General features: G+C 65.7%; 23 protein-coding genes and 1 pseudogene. 15 read left to right on the top strand and 9 right to left on the bottom strand.

Annotated elements, in window-relative coordinates:
- A partial coding sequence (locus ON44_RS12985; RefSeq protein WP_169338061.1) for a HAMP domain-containing protein occupies nt 1-864 on the bottom strand: 864 nt, incomplete at its 3' end.
- A gap of 123 nt (nt 865-987) precedes the next feature.
- Here ON44_RS12985 and ON44_RS12980 point away from each other — a divergent pair.
- Entirely contained in the window at nt 988-1,803 is an 816-nt protein-coding gene (locus ON44_RS12980) for a COG4705 family protein (RefSeq protein WP_040689589.1), read from the top strand.
- Between the two features lie 49 nt (nt 1,804-1,852).
- On the opposite strand, the gene ON44_RS12975 is transcribed toward ON44_RS12980, so the two are convergent.
- Entirely contained in the window at nt 1,853-2,131 is a 279-nt protein-coding gene (locus ON44_RS12975) for a hypothetical protein (RefSeq protein ID WP_040689587.1), read from the bottom strand.
- Nucleotides 2,132-2,412: 281 nt separating this feature from the next.
- The gene (locus ON44_RS12970; protein ID WP_085998527.1) at nt 2,413-3,417 is read right to left on the bottom strand and encodes a LacI family DNA-binding transcriptional regulator; all 1,005 of its coding nucleotides are present in this window, start codon (nt 3,415-3,417) and stop codon (nt 2,413-2,415) included.
- A gap of 165 nt (nt 3,418-3,582) precedes the next feature.
- Here ON44_RS12970 and ON44_RS12965 point away from each other — a divergent pair, with 165 nt between their 5' ends.
- The 8 genes from ON44_RS12965 (at nt 3,583) to ON44_RS12930 (ending at nt 10,408) form a co-directional block, all read left to right on the top strand.
- A complete protein-coding gene (locus ON44_RS12965; protein WP_245567127.1) occupies nt 3,583-4,578 on the top strand; it encodes a sugar ABC transporter substrate-binding protein in 996 nt (331 codons plus the stop codon).
- Nucleotides 4,575-5,543, top strand: a complete 969-nt coding sequence (locus tag ON44_RS12960) for an ABC transporter permease (protein ID WP_040689581.1) — start codon at nt 4,575-4,577, stop codon at nt 5,541-5,543. Before ON44_RS12965 ends, ON44_RS12960 begins: the two co-directional genes overlap by 4 nt.
- A gap of 10 nt (nt 5,544-5,553) precedes the next feature.
- Nucleotides 5,554-6,324 (top strand): ATP-binding cassette domain-containing protein, encoded by a 771-nt coding sequence (locus tag ON44_RS12955; RefSeq protein WP_040689579.1) that lies wholly within the window; start codon nt 5,554-5,556, stop codon nt 6,322-6,324.
- A complete protein-coding gene (locus ON44_RS12950) occupies nt 6,321-7,265 on the top strand; it encodes a ribokinase (RefSeq protein WP_040689577.1) in 945 nt (314 codons plus the stop codon). Before ON44_RS12955 ends, ON44_RS12950 begins: the two co-directional genes overlap by 4 nt.
- 26 nt (nt 7,266-7,291) lie before the next feature.
- A complete protein-coding gene (gene rbsD, locus ON44_RS12945) occupies nt 7,292-7,681 on the top strand; it encodes a D-ribose pyranase (RefSeq protein ID WP_040689574.1) in 390 nt (129 codons plus the stop codon).
- A gap of 192 nt (nt 7,682-7,873) precedes the next feature.
- Nucleotides 7,874-9,262 (top strand): amidase, encoded by a 1,389-nt coding sequence (locus ON44_RS12940; RefSeq protein WP_040689572.1) that lies wholly within the window; start codon nt 7,874-7,876, stop codon nt 9,260-9,262.
- Nucleotides 9,263-9,322: 60 nt separating this feature from the next.
- On the top strand, nt 9,323-9,892 hold the full coding sequence (locus ON44_RS12935; RefSeq protein WP_040689570.1) for a DJ-1/PfpI family protein: 570 nt from the start codon (nt 9,323-9,325) through the stop codon (nt 9,890-9,892).
- 63 nt (nt 9,893-9,955) lie between these two features.
- Nucleotides 9,956-10,408, top strand: coding sequence for an SRPBCC family protein (locus ON44_RS12930; RefSeq protein WP_040689567.1), 453 nt, complete (start codon nt 9,956-9,958; stop codon nt 10,406-10,408).
- A gap of 18 nt (nt 10,409-10,426) precedes the next feature.
- Here the strand turns inward: ON44_RS12930 and ON44_RS12925 are convergent, their stop codons facing one another.
- Entirely contained in the window at nt 10,427-11,347 is a 921-nt protein-coding gene (locus ON44_RS12925; protein ID WP_083897834.1) for a DMT family transporter, read from the bottom strand.
- A gap of 292 nt (nt 11,348-11,639) precedes the next feature.
- Here ON44_RS12925 and ON44_RS12920 point away from each other — a divergent pair, with 292 nt between their 5' ends.
- On the top strand, nt 11,640-12,143 hold the full coding sequence (locus tag ON44_RS12920) for an Lrp/AsnC family transcriptional regulator (protein ID WP_051181943.1): 504 nt from the start codon (nt 11,640-11,642) through the stop codon (nt 12,141-12,143).
- Nucleotides 12,144-12,171: 28 nt separating this feature from the next.
- Here ON44_RS12920 and ald read toward each other — a convergent pair whose 3' ends face one another.
- Together ald and ON44_RS12910 are read right to left on the bottom strand one after the other, a co-directional pair.
- On the bottom strand, nt 12,172-13,278 hold the full coding sequence (gene ald, locus ON44_RS12915; protein ID WP_040689561.1) for an alanine dehydrogenase: 1,107 nt from the start codon (nt 13,276-13,278) through the stop codon (nt 12,172-12,174).
- A 333-nt stretch (nt 13,279-13,611) separates the two neighbouring features.
- On the bottom strand, nt 13,612-14,895 hold the full coding sequence (locus ON44_RS12910; protein WP_040689559.1) for an RNA-guided endonuclease InsQ/TnpB family protein: 1,284 nt from the start codon (nt 14,893-14,895) through the stop codon (nt 13,612-13,614).
- 226 nt (nt 14,896-15,121) lie between these two features.
- Between ON44_RS12910 and ON44_RS12905 the strand changes: the two are divergent.
- Nucleotides 15,122-15,955 (top strand): annotated as a pseudogene (locus tag ON44_RS12905) (carotenoid oxygenase family protein); the annotation flags it as partial.
- A gap of 2 nt (nt 15,956-15,957) precedes the next feature.
- Here the strand turns inward: ON44_RS12905 and ON44_RS12900 are convergent.
- Nucleotides 15,958-16,935 (bottom strand): quinone oxidoreductase family protein, encoded by a 978-nt coding sequence (locus ON44_RS12900; protein ID WP_040689558.1) that lies wholly within the window; start codon nt 16,933-16,935, stop codon nt 15,958-15,960.
- 53 nt (nt 16,936-16,988) lie between these two features.
- Nucleotides 16,989-17,729, bottom strand: coding sequence for a PP2C family protein-serine/threonine phosphatase (locus ON44_RS12895; RefSeq protein ID WP_157187129.1), 741 nt, complete (start codon nt 17,727-17,729; stop codon nt 16,989-16,991).
- 168 nt (nt 17,730-17,897) lie between these two features.
- Between ON44_RS12895 and ON44_RS12890 the strand changes: the two genes are divergently transcribed.
- Together ON44_RS12890 and ON44_RS12885 are read left to right on the top strand one after the other, a co-directional pair.
- A complete protein-coding gene (locus tag ON44_RS12890) occupies nt 17,898-18,722 on the top strand; it encodes a class I SAM-dependent methyltransferase (protein ID WP_040689557.1) in 825 nt (274 codons plus the stop codon).
- 81 nt (nt 18,723-18,803) lie between these two features.
- Entirely contained in the window at nt 18,804-18,995 is a 192-nt protein-coding gene (locus ON44_RS12885; RefSeq protein WP_040689555.1) for a hypothetical protein, read from the top strand.
- Between the two features lie 175 nt (nt 18,996-19,170).
- Here the strand turns inward: ON44_RS12885 and ON44_RS12880 are convergent, their stop codons facing one another.
- Nucleotides 19,171-19,923, bottom strand: a complete 753-nt coding sequence (locus ON44_RS12880; RefSeq protein WP_040689551.1) for a TetR family transcriptional regulator — start codon at nt 19,921-19,923, stop codon at nt 19,171-19,173.
- Between the two features lie 95 nt (nt 19,924-20,018).
- On the opposite strand from ON44_RS12880, the gene ON44_RS12875 reads away from it, so the two are divergent.
- Nucleotides 20,019-21,230 (top strand): FAD-dependent monooxygenase, encoded by a 1,212-nt coding sequence (locus ON44_RS12875; RefSeq protein WP_051181940.1) that lies wholly within the window; start codon nt 20,019-20,021, stop codon nt 21,228-21,230.
- A 10-nt stretch (nt 21,231-21,240) separates the two neighbouring features.
- On the top strand, nt 21,241-21,648 hold the full coding sequence (locus ON44_RS12870) for a VOC family protein (protein WP_040689594.1): 408 nt from the start codon (nt 21,241-21,243) through the stop codon (nt 21,646-21,648).
- Nucleotides 21,649-21,650 lie beyond the last annotated feature (2 nt).

Genomic DNA, 21,650 nt, shown 5'->3' with positions numbered 1-21,650 from the left:
TCCTACGACTATGAGCTCGCGGTCGAGCACCTCGGGCCGGTCCCGGGCCAGTTCCAGCGCCGCGGTCACCGTGGCCAATGGGCTGCGCAGTTCGTGCGAAGCGTCGCCGACGAACCGTTTCTGCGCCAGATGCCCGGCCTCGACGCGGGCCAGCATGTCGTTCATGGTCTCGGCCAGCTGCGCGATTTCATCGCGCGCTACCGGTACCGGCACCCGCTGCGACAAATCCGTCGACTCGATACCGGCCACCCGGGCCCGGATCTCGTCCACCGACCGCAGCGAGCGGCCCACCAGCAGATACGTCACGGCCGCAGCCGCGGCCACCACCACGGGCCCGCCCACCGCCAGTAACACCGCCAGCACGGCCACGGTCCGCTCCACCGATTCGGTGTCGGCGGCCACCAGCACCGTGTAGGTCCCGGCGGCGGTCGACACCGTGCCCGCCGCCACCCGCAGATCCTCGTCGTAGCGGCGTGCGGCTCGCAGCCCAGCCGCGCGCGGGTCGGCAACGGGCAGCTCGGTCAACGGTGTCGCCAGTTTCCCCGACGAGGCCCGCACCACCCGCCCCTGCGGATCGATCACCTGCACCCCGGCCACCCGGCCGTCGGTGTCGAACAACGCATTCGGCAGCTCGCCCACCGGCATCCGTATCAGCTCCGCGGACACCTCACCGACACGAGTCGCCGCGGCGGTATCGAGGTCACCGACCAGCGAACGATGCAACAACCACGCCATCGCCGCGGCTGCCACCCCCAACACCAGGCCGACCATCAACACCGCCGCGATCGCCGAGCGGATCCGCAGCCCCCATCTCGACGGCGCCATCCAACTCGCGAACCGATCCACACCCCCATCATCGACCATCCCATCATCCGATCCCCACGCACGCCATCGCCCCCGCAACGGTCTCAGCGTGCTCTCAGCGACGACCCGGCACACTCCCCAACCGATCATCCAGGCACCGCCACCGAGAAAGGGATATTGCGCATGAGTTCGGCCACCCCCCACGCCGGCTACAAGCTTCCGCAGATCACCGCCCTGTTCTGGATCCTGAAAATCGCTGCCACCACCCTCGGGGAGACCGGTGGCGATCTGCTCGCGCAAACCCTGCACCTCGGTTACGCCGCCGCCTCGGCGCTGTTCCTGGTGATCTTCGTGGTGAGCCTGCTCACCCAGCTGCGGGCCCGCCGCTTTCATCCCGCCCTGTACTGGACGGTCATCGCCGCCACCAGCACCGCGGGCACCACGATCTCCGATCTCCTCAACCGCGGCCCCGGCTCGGACACCTCCACCGACGGCGGACTCGGCTACGGAACCGGTGCCGCCCTGCTCGTCAGCGGACTGGCAATTGTGTTCGTGATCTGGAAACTCACCGGCCAAAGCTACGACGTCACCGACATCACCACCGCGCGGGCAGAGGTGCTGTATTGGGCGGCGATCCTGCTGTCCAACACCCTCGGTACCTCACTCGGCGACTACCTGTCCGACAGCTCCGGTCTCGGCTACTGGGGCAGTGCGGCCCTGATCGCCGCGATCATGACTGCCGTCCTGATCGCGCACTACCTGACCGGGATCTCCGGGGTGCTGCTGTTCTGGCTGGCGTTCATCCTCACCCGTCCGCTCGGCGCCACCGTCGGTGACCTACTGTCCAAATCACACGCCAAAGGCGGCCTCGGCTTCGGCACATGGGGCACCTCCACGGTCCTGCTCGCCGTGCTCGTCGCCGGAATCGCCTACAGCCACAACCGAACTCGAACTACCGCCACCGATACCCAACGCGACCCGGTCCTCGACAACGCCTGAACCAGACGGCCAGCGCGACGATGAAACAGTGCCGGCGCCGGAGATCTGGCTACAGCAACTCGGCGTACATGCCGCCCTCGAGGGTGCCGAACTCGATCTGGATCGGAAACATCGAGCGATTGCCCGCGCTGCGGTGTTGGTGGTTGGTATCGATCAGGGTTGTCGCCCACTCATAAAGCGGATCCGGAACCCGGAACCGGGCGCCATCGGTGCAGCGGATGTAGACCGGCGCTGTGGGGTCATCGACGCTCAGCGCATCGACGTCGAGGATGAGGCCGGTATGGCGGCGGGAAGAGACTACCGGCGGTCGCAGTTCGATCTCGTCCATGCTGCTGGAGGGTAGCGCCAAAGCCGGTCCAGTGGGCGCGGAAACGCCGAATTCGCCTGCCTCTAGGTCGATTATCTGGTGCCATAGCCTGGCCTCATCGAGCTGTTGCCGACTCGATACCGAATGCCAAACAGTAACTGTGCGTGAGGTCAGGGCCTGCGACTCCTCGAATGCGGCGCGGGTGAGCTGCGAGGACTGTGCGGCGATCTGTTCGGGCGGGCAAGGCCACGATCCAGGCAAGTTTCGCCACGGCCGATCGAATCGCCGTAGCGTTCGTGGCCTCAGAACTCGTCGGGGCAGCCGCACGAACCTCTGGTGTGCAGTACCGCTTCGAGATTCACCACTCCGGGGCGGGGCGTGTGGTCGTCGAGCTGTTGTAGCAGCAGGTCGATGGCGGTCTCGCCCATGAGACGGGTGGGCTGGACCATGGTTGTCAGGCCCGGGCGGGTGTAGCGGGCGTATTCGATTCCGTCGAAGGCGACCACCGCGAGGTCGTCGGGTACGCGCAGTCCGGCGTCGTAGGCGGCACGCAGCATACCCATCGCCTGCAAATCGCTGGTCACGAAAATCGCTGTGGGGCGGCGTGAGTCGGCCATCAGGTCGGTCAGCGCGCGGTAACCTGCGGCCCCGCCGAAATCCGTTCGCACGATGTGTCCTTCGGCGAGTCCGGCGGCCGCCAACGCATTTCGGTAGCCCTGGACGCGGTCCTCGGCGGTGGACACGTGCGGGCCGCTCAGGCAGGCGATTTCGCGGTGACCGTGTCCGATGAGATGGGCGACGGCCTGTTCCGCGCCCGCGACCGAATCGCACATGACGTGCGCGCAACGTGCCGGATCGATGACGCGGTCCAGTGCCACCAGCACCATGCCCGCCTCCTCGCAGGCATCGGCGATGCCGGTCTCCCAGGACGACGAAATCGCAAGCAGCCCTTCGACTCTGCGGTCGATGAAGGTGCGCACATAGGCGCGTTCGCGTTCTTCGTCACCGGCGGCATTGCCGACGAACAGCGGGTACCCCCGCGCGAAGGCGGCTGCCTCGATCACCGCCGAGAGTTCGGCGAAGAACGGGTTCGCACCGTCCGGAATCACCATGCCGAGTGCATGTCCGCGGTTCATGCGCAGGCTGCGCGCGGACATATTGGGCCGGTAGCCGAGTTCGGCGATGGCGGCCTCGATGCGGGCCTTGGTCGCGGGCGCGACCTGCCGCGGTCCGCCATTGAGCACGTAGCTCACCAGCGCCGGTGACGTGCCGGCCAGCCGCGCCACGTCGGCTCGTGTGACTACCATCCGAAATCTCTCCTTGCTCCGACCATCCATCCAAGCACTCCGCGCAAGTACTTGACAGCCGGTGACTCGGGTCACACACTACTCATCAACTCGCGTTGATCAACACGAGTTGATACCTGAGATGGATAGGTCGAACTCACGATGAATGCTCGATTCAGGCGTGCAATGGCGCCGCTTGTCCTCATCGGCGCGCTTGCCGCCGCTGCCTGCGGTCGCGGTGGGCAAGACGGGAGCGACGGCGATTTCAAGATCGCGATCGTCACCCGCAACTTCACCAACCCCTACTGGGCGGCATTGCGCGACGGCGCCCTCGCGGAGGGACAGAAGCTCGGGGTAAAGGTCACGGTGCAGGCCGGACAATCCGAGACCGACGCCGACGGTGAGAACGCTCAGATCTCCACCCTGGCCGCACAGGGTTACGACTGCTTCGGCGTGGTGCCGGTCAATGCCACGAATGTGATCACCCCGCTGACGCCGGTGGCGCGCAAGAACATTCCGATCCTCGATCTCGACACCCAAATCGATGCGAAGGCCTCCGAGCAGGCCGGGGTGTCGTATGCGAGCTTCATCGGTTCGGACAATCTCGATGCGGGCCGGATCGCCGGGCAGAAGATGCTCGAGGCGCTCGGCGGCACCGGCAAGGTGGCCATCCTGCAGGGCATCGCGGGCGAACAGAACGGCATCAACCGTGATCAGGGCTTCGCCGATGCCGTCACAGGCAAGCTCGAGATCGTCCAGAAGGCGCCCGCCGACTACGAACAGGACAAGGGCCTGCAGGTCACCGAGGCGATCCTGAAGGCGCATCCGGATATCACCGGCATCTTCGCCGCCAACGACACCATGGGCCTCGGCGCGGCACAGGCGATCAAGAACGCGGGCCGGACCGGCCAGATCAAGGTGATCTCCGTCGACGGCATCCAGGCCGCCCTCGACGCCGTCAAGGCGGGCACCCTGACCGGCACGGTGACCCAATACCCTTATGCCGAAGGACAACTCGCGGTGCAGAGCTGCCTGGCCCAGCACCAGGGCAAGAAGCTGCCCGAGCGCGTGGTATCCCCCATCGCCTTCATCGGCAAGGACAATGTCGACCAGCAGATCGCGGCGTTCCCGCGTCCGATCGTCGCCTTCGACAACCCGGTGGAAGGGCTGTTGAACAAGTGACCGCAGAGGCAACCGAAGAACTCCGCGCGCGTGAGGGGCGCACGGAGATCCTCGCCAAGGTCGCCGAATTCGCGGCACCGCTCGCCCTGGTCGTTTTGTGGGTGGCGTTCTTCATCGCCACCCCGAACTTCCTGACGGCGGACAATATCGGTGATCTGCTGGTCGCCTCGACCATCCTCACCGTGCTCGCGCTCGGTCAGCAGTTCGCGATCACCGTCGGCGGCATCGATCTGTCGGTCGGCGCGAATCTGCCATGGGCGGCAGCCGTTCTCGGCTATCTGGCCAGCCACGGCTACCCGATGGCGGTCGCCATCGGGGCGGCAATCCTCAGCGGGTTGGCGGTCGGCGTCGTCAACGGTGTGCTGGTCGGCCGACTGCATATGACCGATTTCGTCGTCACGCTCGGCATGCTGAGCGTGCTCAACGGCATCACCCTGCTGCTGACGCACGGCAATACCGAGGCCGTGAGTTCCCGCTTCCTGCAACGGCTCGCACTCGACGGCATCGGACCGGTGCGCTGGTTCTGGCTGCTGGCACTGCTCGCCGCACTGGTCGTGGCGGGCATCATCTTCCGCACCCGCATCGGCACCCATCTGCTCGCCACCGGCGGACGACTCGAGGCCGCGCGCGACACCGGTATCTCGGTGAACCGCATCCGGCTGTTCGCCTATGCCATGTCCGGATTGCTGTGCGGCATAGCCGGTGTCATGCTGGTCGCCCGCAACGGCGGCGCGGATCCGTCGCTGCAGACCACCTACCTGCTGAGCTCGATCGCCGCGGTGGTGCTCGGCGGTTCGTCACTGTCCGGCGGCAAGGCATCGGTGCTCGGCACCGTCTGCGGTGCGGTGCTGTTCACCTCGTTGATCAACGGGTTCACCATTCTCGGCATCTCGCAGTACTACCAGCCGGTCGCCGTCGGCGCGGTGCTGCTGCTGGCCGCCGGGATCGCCCGCTTCCGAAAGTAGGCCGAGAACAATGACGATTCCATTGCTGGAGGCGCGCGAGCTCACCAAGTCCTTCGACTCGGTGCGTGCGCTGGCCGGGGTTTCGCTGACAATTCCGGAGGGTAAGGTGACCGCGCTGGTCGGCGATAACGGCGCGGGCAAGTCGACATTGGTGCGCTGCCTGACCGGCGTGCAGGCACCGGATACCGGACAGATCCTGTTCAAGGGCGAACCGGTGCGCCTGCGCTCGCCGGAGGACGCGCGCAAAATGGGCATCGAGACCGTGTATCAGGATCTCGCCCTCATCGACGATCTGGCCGTGTGGCAGAACCTGTTTCTCAACCGCGAGTTGGTGTATCCGCTCGGCATCGTCAACCGCAGGGGGATGATCGCCCGCAGCGGCGAGATCCTGCGCGATCTGGATGTCGATGTGCCCTCGGTGCGCACCACGGTGCGCCGGATGAGCGGCGGTCAACGTCAGAGCATCGCCATCGCCCGTGCGGTGGCCTGGGGCAAATCCATGGTGATCATGGACGAGCCGACCGCCGCGCTCGGCGTGCGGGAGACCGCGGCGGTCGAGAAGCTGGTGCGCGGCCTGCGCGAGCGCGGGATCACCGTATTGATCATCAGCCACGATCTGGCACAGGTAATGCGGATCTGTGACAACGTGGTGGTGCTGCGGCGCGGTAGATCCGTTGCGGCGCATAGGATCAATGAGGTGGACGGCGATCGGCTGGTCGCCCTGATCACCGGTGCGGCACCCGGCAATCTGGAGATCACCGCGAACGGAGCCGAGTCGTGACGGTTGTCGTCCTCGGCTCGGTCAACCAGGACATCGTCTGTGAGGTGGAACAGCTGCCACGGCCCGGCGAAACCGTGCTGGCACTGCGCTCGCGAACCAACCTGGGCGGCAAGGGTTCCAATCAGGCCGTCGCGGCGGCACGAGCGGGGGGCCGGGTCGAATTCATCGCGAGAATCGGTCGTGACGCCGATCCCGGACTGCGGAAATCGTTGCGCGAGTATGGTGTCGAGCTCAGCGCGCTGCGTGAGGTGCGGGACGCGCGGACCGGCACTGCCTATATCACCGTCGCCGACGGCGAGAACCAGATCGTGGTCGATCCCGGCGCCAACTTCCGCTGGGAACCCGAGCCCGAACTCGACACGATGGCCGAGGCCGACCTACTGCGGTCGGCGGAAGTTGTTGTCGCACAATTGGAAGTGCCGACGAATGTGGTCGAATGGGCCGCACGGCGGGCGCGCCGATTCGTTCTCAATGCCGCGCCGGCGACGGCGCTGCCTGATGAGCTGCTGCGTCGCTGCCACCCGCTGATCGTCAACGAATCCGAACTGTCGGCATTGACCGGGACCACCGCGCGGACCCCCGAACAGGCATTCCACCTGGCCCGTTCACTCTGCCTGCGCGGGGTGGAGTCCGTCGTCGCCACCTTGGGCGCCGCCGGGTCGGTCTGGGCGCACCGCTGCGATGTGCCGGCACCGGTCGCGGGTGGATATCAGGCTGCGCCACAGGTGAGTTCGGTGGATTCCACCGGCGCGGGCGACGCCTTCGTCGGCGCGCTGGCCACCGCACTCGCCGATGGCATGCCGCTCGGCGGCGCCGTGGCCTACGCCACCGCGGCCGGTGCGCTCGCCGTCCAGACACCGGGAACCCACGCCTCCTACCCCACCGGGGACCAGATCGTCACGGCGCTCGCGGCCATCCCCGTGGCCCAGCCACTCGTCTGACCCCCTCTTCGAGAAGGAATCGAACTTTGCGCACCAGCGGACTCATTCACGCCGAATTGCTCGCCGCGCTCACGGCGCTGCGCCATACCGACCTCTTCGCCGTCAGCGACTCCGGTCTGCCGACACCCGTCGGCGTGCCGGTCATCGACCTCGGCATCAGCTACGGATTCCCCCGGTTCGAGCCCATCCTCGACCTGATTCTCGATGAGGTGACTGTCGAAGCCGCCTGGGGCAGCCGCGACGTCGCGGACCAGAATCCGGAGGCCGCGGCCTTGCTCAGCGGCCGTCTGAACGCGGAGTTGATCGATCACGACGACTTCAAACAGCGCATCGGGGCCTGCCGGTTCGTGGTGCGCACCGGTGAGGCCCGACCGTATGCCAATGTGTTGCTGCGGGCCGGGGTGCCCTGGCTGTAGCGTTCAGAAATATTGTTACTTGCAACATTGAACCCAGCGCACGTGCGGCCCGTATCGATTGCGGAATGGTCAGTCGACTAACTACTGTCGGGTGCTCGGATCAATGACTGATTCCACAGGTCAAGCCAGCTTGGCGACTGCTCGCAGCTCGCGCGAAACAACATGGCGTGTGGGTCGGGAGGAGCGGTAGAGATGGATCTTCGCGAGGTCGTGTCCGCGGGTGTGTGGGAGCAGCGACAGCTGCTGGATCAAGGGGTGCTGACGGCCCGTGAACTGATCGAGGCGACCCTCGATGGGATCGACCAGGCGGGCGAGCTCAATGCCTTCACTCGCGTCCTGCACGAGCAAGCCATCGCCGAAGCCATCGAACGCGATCAGCAGGACGCCGCGGCGCGCGGACCGCTGCACGGCATCCCGATCGCGGTGAAGGACGAGATCGACGTGGCGGGCGTCCCGACCACCTTCGGCACCCGCGCGAACCTCACCCCGGCGGTCGCCGATGCCGAGGTGGTGCGGCGGCTCCGGGCGGCGGGTGCGGTCATCGTCGGCAAGACCACCATGCCGGAGTTCGGACAGTGGCCCTATACCGAATCCACCACCTACGGGCTGACCCGCAATCCGTGGGATAGCACCCGCTCGACCGGCGGCTCCAGCGGTGGTTCCGCCGCGGCGGTCGCGGCGGGGCTGGTGCCCGCCGCACTCGGCGGTGACGGCGGCGGTTCGATCCGGATTCCCGCGGCCTGCTGCGGACTCTTCGGCCTGAAGCCCCAGCGCGGACGGGTGCCGAACGCACCGAACGAACATCTGTGGTGGGCGTTGGGCGTCCTCGGCCCGCTCACCCGGAGCGTGCTGGATTCGGCGATCGTCTACGACGTCATCCGCGGCACCACACCGGCCGACCGCTTCCACGCCCCCGATCCGGAGTTGTCGTTCGAGGAGGCCGCCCGGCGCACACCGACCAGCCTGCGCATCGGCTACACCACGAAATCACAGACGGTGCTCGCGAAGGCGGTTCCCGAACATGTGCGCGCGGTGCACGACACCGCCGAACTCCTTGCCCAACTGGGCCATACGGTCATCGAGATCGATCCGGAATATCCCGATTTCACGTCCGCCTTCTATCCGCAGTTCTACGGGGGCGTGCGCGCGGAGATCCCGCTCATCGATCATCCGGAACGGCTCGAACGCCGTACTCGCCAAAACCTGATGCTCGGTTCCTGGGCTCGTCGGCCGGTCGTCGAATGGGCCATGCGTCGCGGCGAAGCCTTGGCGCGCAAGGCCGATCGCATTTTCGACAAATGCGACCTGCTGCTGACCCCTACCATCGCGCACCGTCCGCCGCGGGTCGGCGTCCTCGACAATGCGAACCCCGTCCGCGCACAACTCGCCTCGGTCCCCATGGTCGCCTTCACCGGATTCTGGAATGTGACCGGGCATCCCGCCGCCTCACTACCCGCGGGCATGGCGAGCGATGGGCTCCCGCTGGCGGTCCAACTGGTCGGACCGGCGAATGGCGAGACCACCATTCTGTCCGTCGCCGCCCAACTCGAACAGATTCGCCCGCACCCCCGTCTCGCGTAGCCCGAAAGCGCCTGTCTCCGCTGCGATTGTCGATAAAATTCGCACCGGAGGTGATGTGCCGTGACAAGCGTATTGCTGATCACCGGAGACGCGGCCGAAGACCTGGAGGTCATGTACCCGTACCAGCGGCTGCTCGAGGAGGGGTACGAGGTTCAGGTGGCCGCCCCCACCGCCAAGAAGCTGCAGTTCGTCGTGCACGACTTCGTCGACGGTTTCGATACCTATACCGAGAAACCCGGACACACCTGGCCCGCCGATATCGCGCTGGCCGATGTCGATCCGAGTCGGTACGCGGCGTTGGTACTGCCCGGCGGACGGGCGCCGGAGTATCTGCGCGGCGATGCGGAGTGCCGCAGGGTCGTCAAACATTTCGTAGACGAGGACAAACCGATCGCGGCGCTGTGCCATGGTCCGCTGATTCTCCTTGCCGTCGGCGCGCTGAACGGTCGTTCGTCGAGCGCCTATCCGGCGTTGGCGCCGGACCTGAATGCCGTTGGCGCACAATGGGAAGACAGTCCAGCCCATGTCGACGGCAATATCGTGACGGGTCGCGCCTGGCCGGACCATCCGCAGTGGATGCGCGCATTCTTGGAGGTGCTGCGCGCCAAAGCGCCCGCCCCGGGTCAGTAAGGCCTGGCGTCCCGCCTCACACCGCACTACTATCGTATGTAGTAGAAAAATGGGAGGGGCGCTATGGAAACCATGACAATCGAACGCGTCATCGCGGCGCCGATCGATGATGTCTTCGACTGGCTGACCAACGCGAGCAACTACACGAAGGCACGAATTGTGCTGCGCGAGCGCTTGATACGGCAGGGCGAGACAGCGCCGTACGGACTCGGCGCCGTACGGATCCTGACGTGGGGAATCGGCTGGTTCCGCGAACGCATCACCGGCTACGACGCACCGCACGAATTCAGCTACCTCGTCGAGCGCAGCGTTCCGGCCTCTCGGCACGAGGGCGGCCGACTGAGCTTCACCGAGGTCGACGGCGGCACACGGGTCACCTGGACCACCACCGCCGAAGCGCGCCTGCCCTTCGCCTCCGCCTGGTTCACCCGCGTGCTCGCCGAGCCGGTGATCCTCTACTCCTTCGGCAAGGTGCTCGACGCCGCCGAATCCGCACTGGCTCGAGCGAATCGGTAGGCGTCGAGGACCCCGCCGTCAGCGGTCACGCACGCCGAGTGTCAGGAATGCGAGCCCGAGCGCCAGCACCGCTAACCCGCACCACGACACGATCGGCAACCGCTCGCCGACTACGACCACACCGAGCACCGCCGCCACGGCGGGTTCCGCGAGCGTCAATGTCGTCGCCACCTGCGCGGTCGTATGCCGCAGACCGTAACCGAACAGGCGGTAGGCGACGAACGTGGTGAATACCGCGAGATGCAGCGCCACCACGACGCCGCGGCCGGTGTGCAGCCAGGATGTGTTGGTGCACAACACAACCGGCAGCACCAGCAATCCGGCAATGCCGAACATCGCGCCCATCACCGCATTCGACGAATGGCCGTACGCGATGAGCCTGCCGCCGATCAGCGAATAGACGGCGTAGGTGAGTCCACCGAATGCGGCGAGCACGATGCCGAACAGGTCGACCGGTGCGGTCCCGCCGGTCATTTCGGGCCCGAGCACGAGGACAACACAGCCGAGTACCGCCGCCGCGGTGGCACCGACCCACCGCCGGGTCGGTTTACCCTGCCCGGCAACCCAGGCCAATAGCCCGGCGAAAACCGGCGCACTACCGAGGGCGATCACGGTGGCGACAGCCACCCCCGTCCGCGCCACGGCCGGATAGAAGGTCACCGGATACCCCGCCACCGCCAACGCCCCGGCAACAATCAACCACCACTCGCCGCGCGTACACCGCAACCGCTGACCGGTGGACAAGAACAACAACAGCCCACCGAGCACCAACCCGGCAGATCCGATCGCCGCAGCGGGCGCACCCGCCGGAGCCAATGAACTCGTGGTCCCGGTGGTCCCCCACAACACCGCCGCGCTCAGGATGGGAACCGGACCACTGAACGCCCGAACACCCGAATGCCCAACCACAACAACAGATTTGATATCAGACAAGGCCATGCACTTCCGTCATCGAATTCGACAGGGATTCGAAACGGGCGCACGACATCACCTCGAGACTGCCCTCGCAGAGCAGCCCGGACCGCGAATCAGAAATTCAGCAGGTGCGCCCGATCAGGCGCACGGCGGCGGCGTCACAGCATGCCAATAGATACCCACGCGACGATGCTAGCGCAATGTCTGGATCGGAGTTACCTCGGCAGATCAGGTGCGCTGAACAAAAGTCTTCGGACCGGGTCGGCATCGAATGATCTTCGATAGAGTTGGCCTGGTGAGGAAGATTGATTCACCGATCGGGCCCGCGATCGGTGCTGTGCGGACAGCGCCTCGTCCGACGGTGCAGTTGGACGATATCGACCGGATTCTGCTCGATCAGCTCGCGCGGGACGGGCGGATGACCAATAGCGCGCTCGCCGATGTCGCGGGCATCGCGCCGTCGTCATGCCTCGGGCGGGTGCGGTCGCTGGTGGAGCGCGGCGTGATTCGCGGCTTCCACGCCGATATCGATCCGGCCGCGCTTGGCCGGAATCTACAGGCCATGATCGCCGTTCGGGTGCAGGCCAATGCACGTCCGCACCTGGCCGAGTTCGGGGAGCAATTGGCCGAACTCGACGAGGTGCTGAACGTCTATTTCATCGCGGGCGCCGACGACTATCTGATCCATGTCGCCACAGCCGACACCGAGGGACTCCGGGTCTTCGTCCTGGAACATCTGAGCGCACATCCCGCGGTCGCCTCCACCGAGACGATCCTCATCTTCGAGCACGTGCGGCCGCGAACCAGCCCGATGGCTTAGCTCACCCACCCGCCGGCTGCGATCCTCCTCAGGCGGCCAACGTCTCGGCGGCGTAATCGTGTGCCGCCGCAACGGATTCGGACAGCAAGTGGCCGCGGTGCGTGCTCAGACCGGCGGCCAGGCCCGGATCCGCGTCGATCGCATCGCGCCAGCCACGCTCGGCGAGCGAAATCGCGTACGGCAGTGTGGCATTGGCGAGAGCGACGGTCGAGGTGTACGGCACCGCGCCGGGCATATTGGCAACGCAATAGAAGACCGAATTGTGCACCTGATAGGTCGGCTCGGCATGGGTGGTCGGCCGTGAATCCGCGAAGCAACCGCCCTGATCGATGGCGATATCGACCAGTACCGATCCCGGCTTCATCTGTGCGACAAGGTCATTGGACACCAGCGTCGGCGCCTTCGCACCGGGGACCAGCACCGCACCGATCACCAGATCCGCCTCCCGGACCAGACTCTCCACCTCGAAGGTGTTGGAGATGATGGTCCGCACTTGACCGCGATACTGTTCGTCCAGCGCACGCAGGCGCGCGATATTCAGATCCAGCACAGTCACATCCGCGTGCATACCGACCGCAACGGCGATCGCATTGCTCCCCGAGACACCGCCGCCCAGCACGACCACCTTCGCCGGACGCGCACCCGGCACACCGCCCATCAGCACGCCGCGACCGCCGCCGCTGCGCATCAGATGATACGCACCGGCCTGGGGCGCGAGCCGGCCCGCGACCTCGCTCATCGGCGCCAACAGTGGCAGCGATCCGTCCTTACCGGTGACGGTCTCGTAGGCGATCGAGGTGATCCCGGAGTTCAGCAGCGCGTCGGTACACGCCTTGGATGCCGCCAGATGCAGGTAGGTGAACAGCAACTGCCCCGCGCGCATGCGCGAATACTCCTCGGCCACCGGCTCTTTCACCTTGAGCACCATTCCCGCGGTGCCCCAGACCTCATCGGCGGTGTCCAGCACCCGCGCCCCGACGGCCGCGTACGCCATATCCTCGAACGCCGACCCCAGACCGGCACCGGTCTCGATGTACACCTCGTGGCCGCGCGACACCAGTTCGTGCGCACCGGCGGGAGTGCACGCGACCCGGTACTCGTGGTTTTTGACCTCGCGGGGAATTCCGATCTTCATCAACACTCCTGTACGTCGATCCGGCGGATTGGCGACATGTGATCCGTTCGATCACCTCAGTGCGAGTATGAAGATCATTCAAGATCAGGTCTATATGAGTGAAGATAGTTCTCTATCTCACGAGTATGGCGTCCAGATATTCATATTCGAGGACCCGCAGTGGTCCCCGTTCGAAACATATTCGGACTATCGCTGCGGGATCTGACCGATGGCCCGCTCCTGGCTGCGCTCATCGCATGGAACCGCTTGCCGTTGCGTGAATCTCAGCGATTAGCTCACCGAGATTCTTCCTGCTTCATCGACCACAGCCCGCTCCACGAGGAAGACGAGGTCTTACACGGTCTCCACGAGGCGTTTCACCTCTCCGGGGAACTTCCCGGCGAGGGGTCTTTCAATCTCGATACTGAGGGCGGTAAGCATCGCGGTCAGTAGGTTCGATGCCGCGTTGTAGTCTCGCTCGTGCATGACGCCACAGCCGGGACAAACCCACGTGCGGTCAGCCAGGACCAGACTGCGGTTGATCCGACTGCAAGCCCCACAAGTCTTCGACGACGGGAACCAGCGGTCGGCCTTCCACAGCGTGGTCCCGTACCAGTCGGCCTTGTAGGCGAGCTGACGAACGAACTCAGCGAATCCGGCGTCAGTCACCGCGCGCGCCAGCCGCCGATTACGGGTCATTCCTTTGACATTCAATGTCTCCACCGCGATGGCCGACTTGGTTCTCGCCAGCCGCGTGGTGGTCTTGTGCAGAAAATCGCGGCGCCGGTGTGCGACCCGCAGATGAAGCCGCGCGACGCGCTCGCGCGCCTTCCCTCGGTTCTTCGAATCCTCCAGACAGCGAGACAGTTTTCGGTTGGTGCGCGACAAAGCACGCTGTGCGGCTTTCAACGGCTTGGGTGCGTGAATCTCCTCGGTAGTGCCGTCGTCGTTGATGATGACGGCAAAGGTCGTGAGCCCGAGGTCGATTCCGCATTGGGGTGACTGCTCGGGCACGCGGCGGCGTGTGTTTATCTCGTCGCGGTCCACCTCAAGTTGGAAGGCGATCCACCAACGCCCGCCCTGTTCCCGAACGGTGGCACCGAGAATGCGAGCTGCTCCTGCCGTCAACCGGCCGGTGAGCCAGGACATGTCCTCACGGGTGGCCACGTGACCGATGCCCGGCAGACGCACAGTCCGCGGATCGACAGGCTCGGCACGGTCGGCGTCATAGCGGAAGCGGCTGCCGTGCTTACGTTTCCGCCAGGACGGAAACCCCACCCGGGCGCCCTTGCGCTGTCCCTTCTTGGACTTCAGGTAGTTGGCGAATCCGGCAGCACGGACCCGGCAGGCTTCCTTGGGCACCCGCGAGGACATCTTGTTTTCGGTGAACCACCGATACCGCTGCGGGTGAGCGGCACGCCATTCCCGCTCCAACGCCGGTGCCGTCCACGGCACTTCGGTCAACTCATCGCCGGTGAGCCCGTACGTTTCCTCCGCCTTACGCTGCGCCCACTTTTTCTGCACGATCTCGAGACAGAAGTTCTCGACCACCCGCGATAGGCCGCAATGCCGACCCATCGCTACCATCTGCCCCGCATCGGGCGCGAGTTCGACGCGGTATCCCTGCTTATGACTCACACATCCTCCCCGCCACCGCTAAATCCTCACGCGCCCGGTACCGGTACCGCATGCCAACTGTAGAGACACGCAGAACGAAACCAGCACGTCGGTCATATCGTGCACTGGATCATCAGTGATCTCACCGTCGTCCCCACCTCGCACACTACTGCCCTACCCTGACAACAACGCAACCTCGATGTATTCAACCCAGAACCGCGCCAACCGGTAACAATGCCCCACCACCGGCGAACTGCATTTCTTCGGTTACGACTGCACCGCGCCCTATCTGACCTACCACCGCGCGGACGCCGCGGGCAATCTACTGGTCAGCCGCCCGATCGAGGTGCCCGCCGCGACCATGCACCACGACTTCAACCTCACCGCCACCCATGTCGTATTCATGGATCTGCCAGTGGTTTTCGATCTCGAAACCGCGAAATCCGGTGGCGGCATGCCATTCCGGTGGCGCGACGATTACCAGGCCCGGCTCGGGGTGCTGCGCCGTGACGACCCGCACGGCGCGATCCGGTGGTTCCCGATCGATCCGTGCTACGCCTTCCACACCCTCAATGCCCACGATGAGCCGGGCCGGATCGTGCTGCATGTGAGCCGCTATCCCAGTCTGTGGCGGCAGGATTCGCACCTTCCGGAGCACGCCTCGCTCTGGCGCTGGACCATCGATCTGGCCACCGGCACCGTCGCCGAAGAACAGCTCGACGATCGCGACGCCGAATTCCCGCGCATCGACGACCGGCTCGCGGGTCTGGATTCCCGCTTCGGCCACGCCACCGTCGCCGGAGACAGCGGCGCATTACTGCGCTACGACCTGCACACCGGCACCGGCACGGCACACGAATTCGGTCCGGGCCGCATTCCGGCCGAGGCCGCCTTCGCACCCGCGGACGACCGCCCCGGCGGCGACGGCTATCTCATGACCTACGTCTACAACGCCGACACCGACCGGAGCGACCTCGTCATCGTCGACGCGTCCGAGCTGGCCGCGCCACCCGTGGCGACCATCCATCTACCCGCTCGGGTGCCCTACGGATTTCACGGAAACTGGCTGGCCGACAAATGATTTCAGCCGTTGACCACGAGCACCAGTTTGCCGGTCGAGGCGCGACTCGCCATCAACCGGTGCGCCTCGGCGACCTCGGACAGCGGGAACTCCGCGGTGATCGGCAACTCCACCTGCCTCGTGGTGACCAACCGGAATGCCCGATCGGCAATCTGGCGCAGCACCTGCGGCGCATCGGCGGTGAGGCCGAGGATCGAGAATCCGGAGATCGACAGACCCCTCGGGTAGAGCTCGGGCTGGCCGATTTGCCAGCCCGGCTCACCACTGGCATTGCCGTAGGAGATCAGCCGGCCGAACAGCGCCAGCGATTCGAGACCGCGCCGCAAGGTCTGCCCGCCGACCGGGTCGAGCACGATATCGACGCCGCGACCACCGGTCGCCTCCCGGACATCGGTCTCGAAGGTCTCGGCGAGGAAGGCGTCGTCATAGCCGAGTTTGCGCGCGTACTCCGCCTTGCCCTCGCTGGAGACCACGCCGTACACCGCGCCGGCCCCCGCCAACTTGGCCACCTGCCCCACCACGGTGCCCACCCCGCCCGCCGCGGCCTGCACCAGCACGGTCTCCCCCGGCTGCAGCTTGCCGACGGTGTTGATCAGCGCATAAGCGGTCGGTAGGACCGTGGGAAGCGTTGCGGCCGTTCGCAAATCGACACCATCGGGCACCGCGAATACCGTCGCGGCAGCCACCACGGCGACCTCGGCATAAGCGCCGCCCTCGGTGATCGCCGCCACCGACTGGCCGACCGTGAACCCATCGACATCGACACCGATCGAGCGCACCCGGCCCGACAGTTCGAGCCCCGGCACGAACGGCAGATCCCGTACCCGATACCCCACCGAACGCGCCTGCAGATCGGCGAAGTTCACCCCGACATATTCGACATCGATCGCGACCTCACCTGGCCCCGGCTCCGGCGCATCGAGCTCCACCTCCTGCAACACCTCGGGTCCGCCCAGTTCACCGATCTGAATCGCCCGCATAGCCCCACACTCCACTCGACACACCGACGAGTTAGTTTTAGCAGGAAATGAGGTTAGCGGCAGTCCACCACGAGTGCCGTCGCATTATCGGTGCTACCGGCCTGTAATGCGTTGTCCACCAAGGTTTCCGCGGTATGAGCCGCGGTTCTGCCGGCGACGAGGATCGACTTGATCTCGACCATATCGAGCCGCTTGTGCACGCCGTCGGTGCTCAACAGCAGTCGGCCCCGGCTCGATCCGGTGGCGGCGCGGCCGATGACATCCGGACTCGCGGTGCGGGTGGAGGTGGTGACGAGGTGGTCCATGCGGTTCGCCGGGCGAACTCCCCTGGCGCGCATGAACTCCGCAACGGTGTGGTCGGTGGTGATCTGGTGCAGCACCCGGCCGTTCCAGCGGTAGGCGCGACAGTCCCCGACCCAGGCGATATCGCAGGGTCCGTCGGGCTGATCGGCGGCGGGGAGCACGGCGATTACGAGCACACTGTCGGCCTGCTCTTCCGGGAATTCACGCAGCAACTCCTGCTGGGCCGCGACCACGCCGGCCAGCGCGCCGTTGCCCGCACCGATCCGCGCGGCGACCGAGGCCACCGTCCGCGCCGCCCTGGCCGCGGGCAGGTTGTCGCCGACCCCGTCGGCAACAACGAACGCGGTACGCCCGACGGTGGGGTCGGTGTAGGTGGCGAATGCATCGGCATTGAGCGAACGCCGCCCACGGGTGCTCACCACACCGGGCGTGATACCGCCGAGCCTTACCGGCTCCGGGCGGACAATGGCGATCGAAGCGGTTGTCTGCAAGGTCTGACCTCCTTGGGCTGGACCTGCCCCAACACTGCCGATCCGCACAACTCTGTAACTCCAGTGAACCTCGGTTTTCCGTGTACCGTGCCAAAATTACGTGAGAGAATCCTTTGAATCGTCGGCGCACCCGCCGTAGGCAGCCGGCTCCCGAAATACGATGGCTCGGTGGACAGCGACGACGGCCTCGATCATCTGCTGGCGAACCGCGATAACTGGGATGCCCGTGCCCCGATTCACGCGGCCAGCGAGTTCTATGGCAATCATGATTCGTCGTATTGGTTCGCCCCCTTCGAATGGGATGTCCTCGGCGACGTGCGCGACCGCGATGTGCTGCATCTGCAGTGCCATCTCGGCACCGAGACAATCGAATTCGCCGAGCGCGGGGCAACGGCGGTCGGTCTCGACTTCTCCTTCGCCTCCGTCCGGCACGCCCGAGAACTCGCCGCCGATGCCGTCGAGTATGTGTGCGCTGATGTCTACGATGCTCCGAATGCTTTGGGGCACAGGCAATTCGATATCGTCTACACCGGCAAGGGTGCGCTCTGCTATCTGCCCGACCTGCCGCGCTGGGCGGCGGTGCTCGCCGAACTGCTGCGTCCGGGCGGCCTCGTGTACATCGTCGAATTCCACCCGCTGCTGCACTCCCTCGGACCCACGCCATCGGCCGACGTCGATCCGGATTCGCTTGTCCTGCACGATGATTACCTCGAGGGGCGCGGTGCGCAGCGTCGCGACAGCGACCACACCTACACCGACGGCCCGGCACTGACCAGTGACACCACGGTCTACGAATGGCGCCACGGGCTCGGCGAGGTGATCAATGCCCTGATCGGCGCGGGGCTGCGCATTACCGATCTCACCGAAACCGAGATGTTGCCGTGGCCGCGCTGGTCCCGCATGATCCGCACCGACAACGGCTGGTTCCGGCTCCCGCCGACGGACCCCATCATCCCGTTGCTGTACGGATTGGCGGCAACCAAACCAGCCTAGCAGCAGTACATCCCGCAACTTTGCTACGCGATAGCCACTGCACTCTTTACACTGCGACGATCCACATCGAGGGAGCGTCGAGTGTCCACTACCGTTCAGGTCTTGTTCGTTGTCGTCGCCGTGCTCGTCGGCATCATCGTCGCGGTGATTTCCGGAATTCTCTCCAAGGCCAGCGGCTCGCCCGCGGGCATCGTGATCCGCGACGGCGGCGTCGCCTTCGCAGGTACGGCCGGTCTGACCCTGCTACTACTCAAGGCCATCGGAGTGCTTTGACCGCCCCCGAGGCCGAATCCACCTCACGCACTCGAACAGCGCACCGCGGACGTAACGCGGCATTCGAGGCGGTTCACAGGCACCTTGGCGTCGCCGAATCCATGAAGGATGAGCATGGAGGCGCGACCTCTCGCCACAGCCCTTCTGTCTCAAAATTTTCTCATAATCAACCTGCCTACTTGCCCAGATTTCGGTACAGCGTGGCGCGTGAGACCTCGAACTCGGCGGCGATCTCGTCGATGGGGCGGCCGGAATCTCGCAGGCGACGGGCGGCTTCGATCATTTCCGTGGTCATTGCGCCGGGGCGGCCGCGGCGATTCGGGCGGGTGGTGGGGACCTTGGCAGACGGTATGTGGGCGGGCTCGGTGTGGGTGGCCGAAGGCTGTGGATCGGCAGCAGTGCCGAGTAATCGCCTGGCACCATCGAGAATGGCCGCGCGCAACTCGTCGGCGGGCCGGTCTGCGAAGATGACCACCGGATCGCTCAGCGCCGCATAGACCTGCGCGGCACGCACGCGGGTGGTGAAATCGGCGCGGGGCCCGGCAATCAGTTCCTGGGCCGACAGCGCGATGGTTCGCAATCGCGCGAAGGTGGCCTCGTCGGCGGATAACGCCTGGTCCTGCATCTGCATTCGCAATAGCTGACCGTGTGACAGCCACACCTCCAGCAGTCCGGCCACCACCTCCCAGCGGCGCGCCTGCGGGTCCGGGCCGCGTTTCGCCGCCTCGAGCACCGCTTCGCTGTCGACCAGCAGCGGCTCCACGAGTGCGGCGACAATATCGCTCTTACTCGGGAAGTGGTACAGCACAGCGGTTTTCGTCAGCCCCACCCGTTCGGCGATCTCGCGCACGGAAACCGTGTGGTATCCGCGCTCGGCGAACAGGTCGAGCGCGGTCTGCAAGATGCGGGCACGCGAATCATCGGCCATGGGGGCCGATCCTACCGCTTGACTGACCATTGGTCAGCGTCATACAGTGATCTCACTGACCAACGGTCAGATGATTTCGAGACAAGGAGCGGGCAATGCGGATTCTGATCTCCGGTGCGAGCATCGCCGGACAGACCTTGGCGTATTGGCTTGTGCGGCACGGCTTCCGGCCGACCATCGTCGAGCGTGCGGCCGGTCCGCGAGTCGGCGGCCAAGGGGTGGACGTGCGGGATCAAGCGATCGAGGTCGCCGAGCGCATGGGCATCATTTCGCAGATCCGGTCGGCGGCCGCCGATGTCACCGGGATGCGGTTCGTGAACACCACCGGCGACTCCATCGCCCAAGTGGATATACAGAAGATCAAGGACAAGTACGCCAGCGCCGAGGTGGAGATCATGCGCGGCGATCTCGTCCGGATCCTGCACGAGAGCAACAGCGACGTGGAATACCTGTTCGGCGATTCGATCCGGGCCCTCGACGAGGATGATGACGGCGTCACCGTCACGTTCGAACACGCCCCGCAACGGCGGTTCGACCTGGTCATCGGCGCGGACGGCCTGCACTCCACCGTGCGGCGCCTGGCCTTCGGTCCGGAATCGAATTTCCTCCGGCACCTGGACCACTACTTCGCCTTCGGCAACGCTGACCCAGCACTCGGGCCCGACCGCTGGGTCAGCGTCTACAACACCCCGGGCGCGATGGCAGGCATCTACCGTTCCGGCAATCACGCCCAGGCCAAGGCCTACTTCGTGTTCCGCAGCCCACTGCTCGACCTCGATCCGCGCGATACCGCCGCGGCCCGCGCCCTGCTGACCGAACGGTTCGGCACCGAATCCGCATGGCACGTGGCACAGCTGCTCGACGGCGCACTCGCCGATCCGGACTTGTATTTCGACTCCCTGGGCCAGGTCCACATGGATTCCTGGTCGACCGGCCGCATCGCCCTCGTCGGCGACGCTGCCTATTGCGCCTCACCCGCATCCGGAGCCGGTGCCGAACTCGCCCTCGTCGGTGCCTACCGGCTCGCCGGTGCACTCGCCGCCGCGCACGGCGACCACCGCACCGGTTTTCGCCGCTACGAGCAGAGCCACCGAGCTCTGGTCGACCGCAAACAGCAAATCGGACCGAACCTGCGGCTGATGGTGCCGAAAACCCGCTCGGGCATGGCAATTCGGAATACCCTCACGCGGCTGCCCGTGCTGGAGTCCATGGCAGGTATGGAACGCATCATGGCGCCGAAGACGAACGAGTCCTTGCCGGAATATCCGGAGATTCCGGTCACCGCCAGGGCATGCCGCCCGGCGTAGGGTGCCGGCCATGGGGTTCACAGTCGATCGGTTCGACCACATCGTCATCAATTGCGTCGATGTCGAGGCGACCGCCGCATGGTACGAGAAAGTCCTCGGCATGCGGGTGCAGAAGTTCGGACCGAAAGGCCGCACCGCGTTGTGCTTCGGCAATCAGAAGATCAACCTGCGGCCGATCGGTGCCCGCGCGGTCGACCCGGACTGGGCGACAGCGCGTACCGAGGCCGCAGGCTCGGAGGATCTGTGCTTCATCACTCAGGCATCGCCCGAGGAAGTGCGAGATCACTTGGTGGCCTGTGGCATCGAGATCACCAATGGCCCGGTCACCAAGTCCGGCGCGCTCGGCGACATGATCTCGCACTACTGCCGCGACCTGGATGGCAATCTGGTGGAGATCGCGGTGTATCCGGACCGCTGAGT

This window comes from Nocardia vinacea NBRC 16497, from assembly GCF_000308835.1.
Lineage (GTDB): Bacteria > Actinomycetota > Actinomycetes > Mycobacteriales > Mycobacteriaceae > Nocardia > Nocardia vinacea.
This window is presented reverse-complemented; position numbering and strand designations above follow the sequence as displayed.

What these genes read in the sequence shown, in the direction of transcription:
- ON44_RS12980 (WP_040689589.1), top strand. Translation starts at nt 988, where the DNA reads ATGAGTTCGGCCACCCCCCACGCCGGCTACAAGCTTCCGCAGATCACC.
- ON44_RS12975 (WP_040689587.1), bottom strand. Translation starts at nt 2,131, where the DNA reads ATGGACGAGATCGAACTGCGACCGCCGGTAGTCTCTTCCCGCCGCCAT.
- ON44_RS12970 (WP_085998527.1), bottom strand. Translation starts at nt 3,417, where the DNA reads ATGGTAGTCACACGAGCCGACGTGGCGCGGCTGGCCGGCACGTCACCG.
- ON44_RS12965 (WP_245567127.1), top strand. Translation starts at nt 3,583, where the DNA reads ATGGCGCCGCTTGTCCTCATCGGCGCGCTTGCCGCCGCTGCCTGCGGT.
- ON44_RS12955 (WP_040689579.1), top strand. Translation starts at nt 5,554, where the DNA reads ATGACGATTCCATTGCTGGAGGCGCGCGAGCTCACCAAGTCCTTCGAC.
- ON44_RS12940 (WP_040689572.1), top strand. Translation starts at nt 7,874, where the DNA reads ATGGATCTTCGCGAGGTCGTGTCCGCGGGTGTGTGGGAGCAGCGACAG.
- ON44_RS12930 (WP_040689567.1), top strand. Translation starts at nt 9,956, where the DNA reads ATGGAAACCATGACAATCGAACGCGTCATCGCGGCGCCGATCGATGAT.
- ON44_RS12925 (WP_083897834.1), bottom strand. Translation starts at nt 11,347, where the DNA reads ATGGCCTTGTCTGATATCAAATCTGTTGTTGTGGTTGGGCATTCGGGT.
- ald (WP_040689561.1), bottom strand. Translation starts at nt 13,278, where the DNA reads ATGAAGATCGGAATTCCCCGCGAGGTCAAAAACCACGAGTACCGGGTC.
- ON44_RS12900 (WP_040689558.1), bottom strand. Translation starts at nt 16,935, where the DNA reads ATGCGGGCGATTCAGATCGGTGAACTGGGCGGACCCGAGGTGTTGCAG.
- ON44_RS12880 (WP_040689551.1), bottom strand. Translation starts at nt 19,923, where the DNA reads ATGGCCGATGATTCGCGTGCCCGCATCTTGCAGACCGCGCTCGACCTG.
- ON44_RS12875 (WP_051181940.1), top strand. Translation starts at nt 20,019, where the DNA reads ATGCGGATTCTGATCTCCGGTGCGAGCATCGCCGGACAGACCTTGGCG.
- ON44_RS12870 (WP_040689594.1), top strand. Translation starts at nt 21,241, where the DNA reads ATGGGGTTCACAGTCGATCGGTTCGACCACATCGTCATCAATTGCGTC.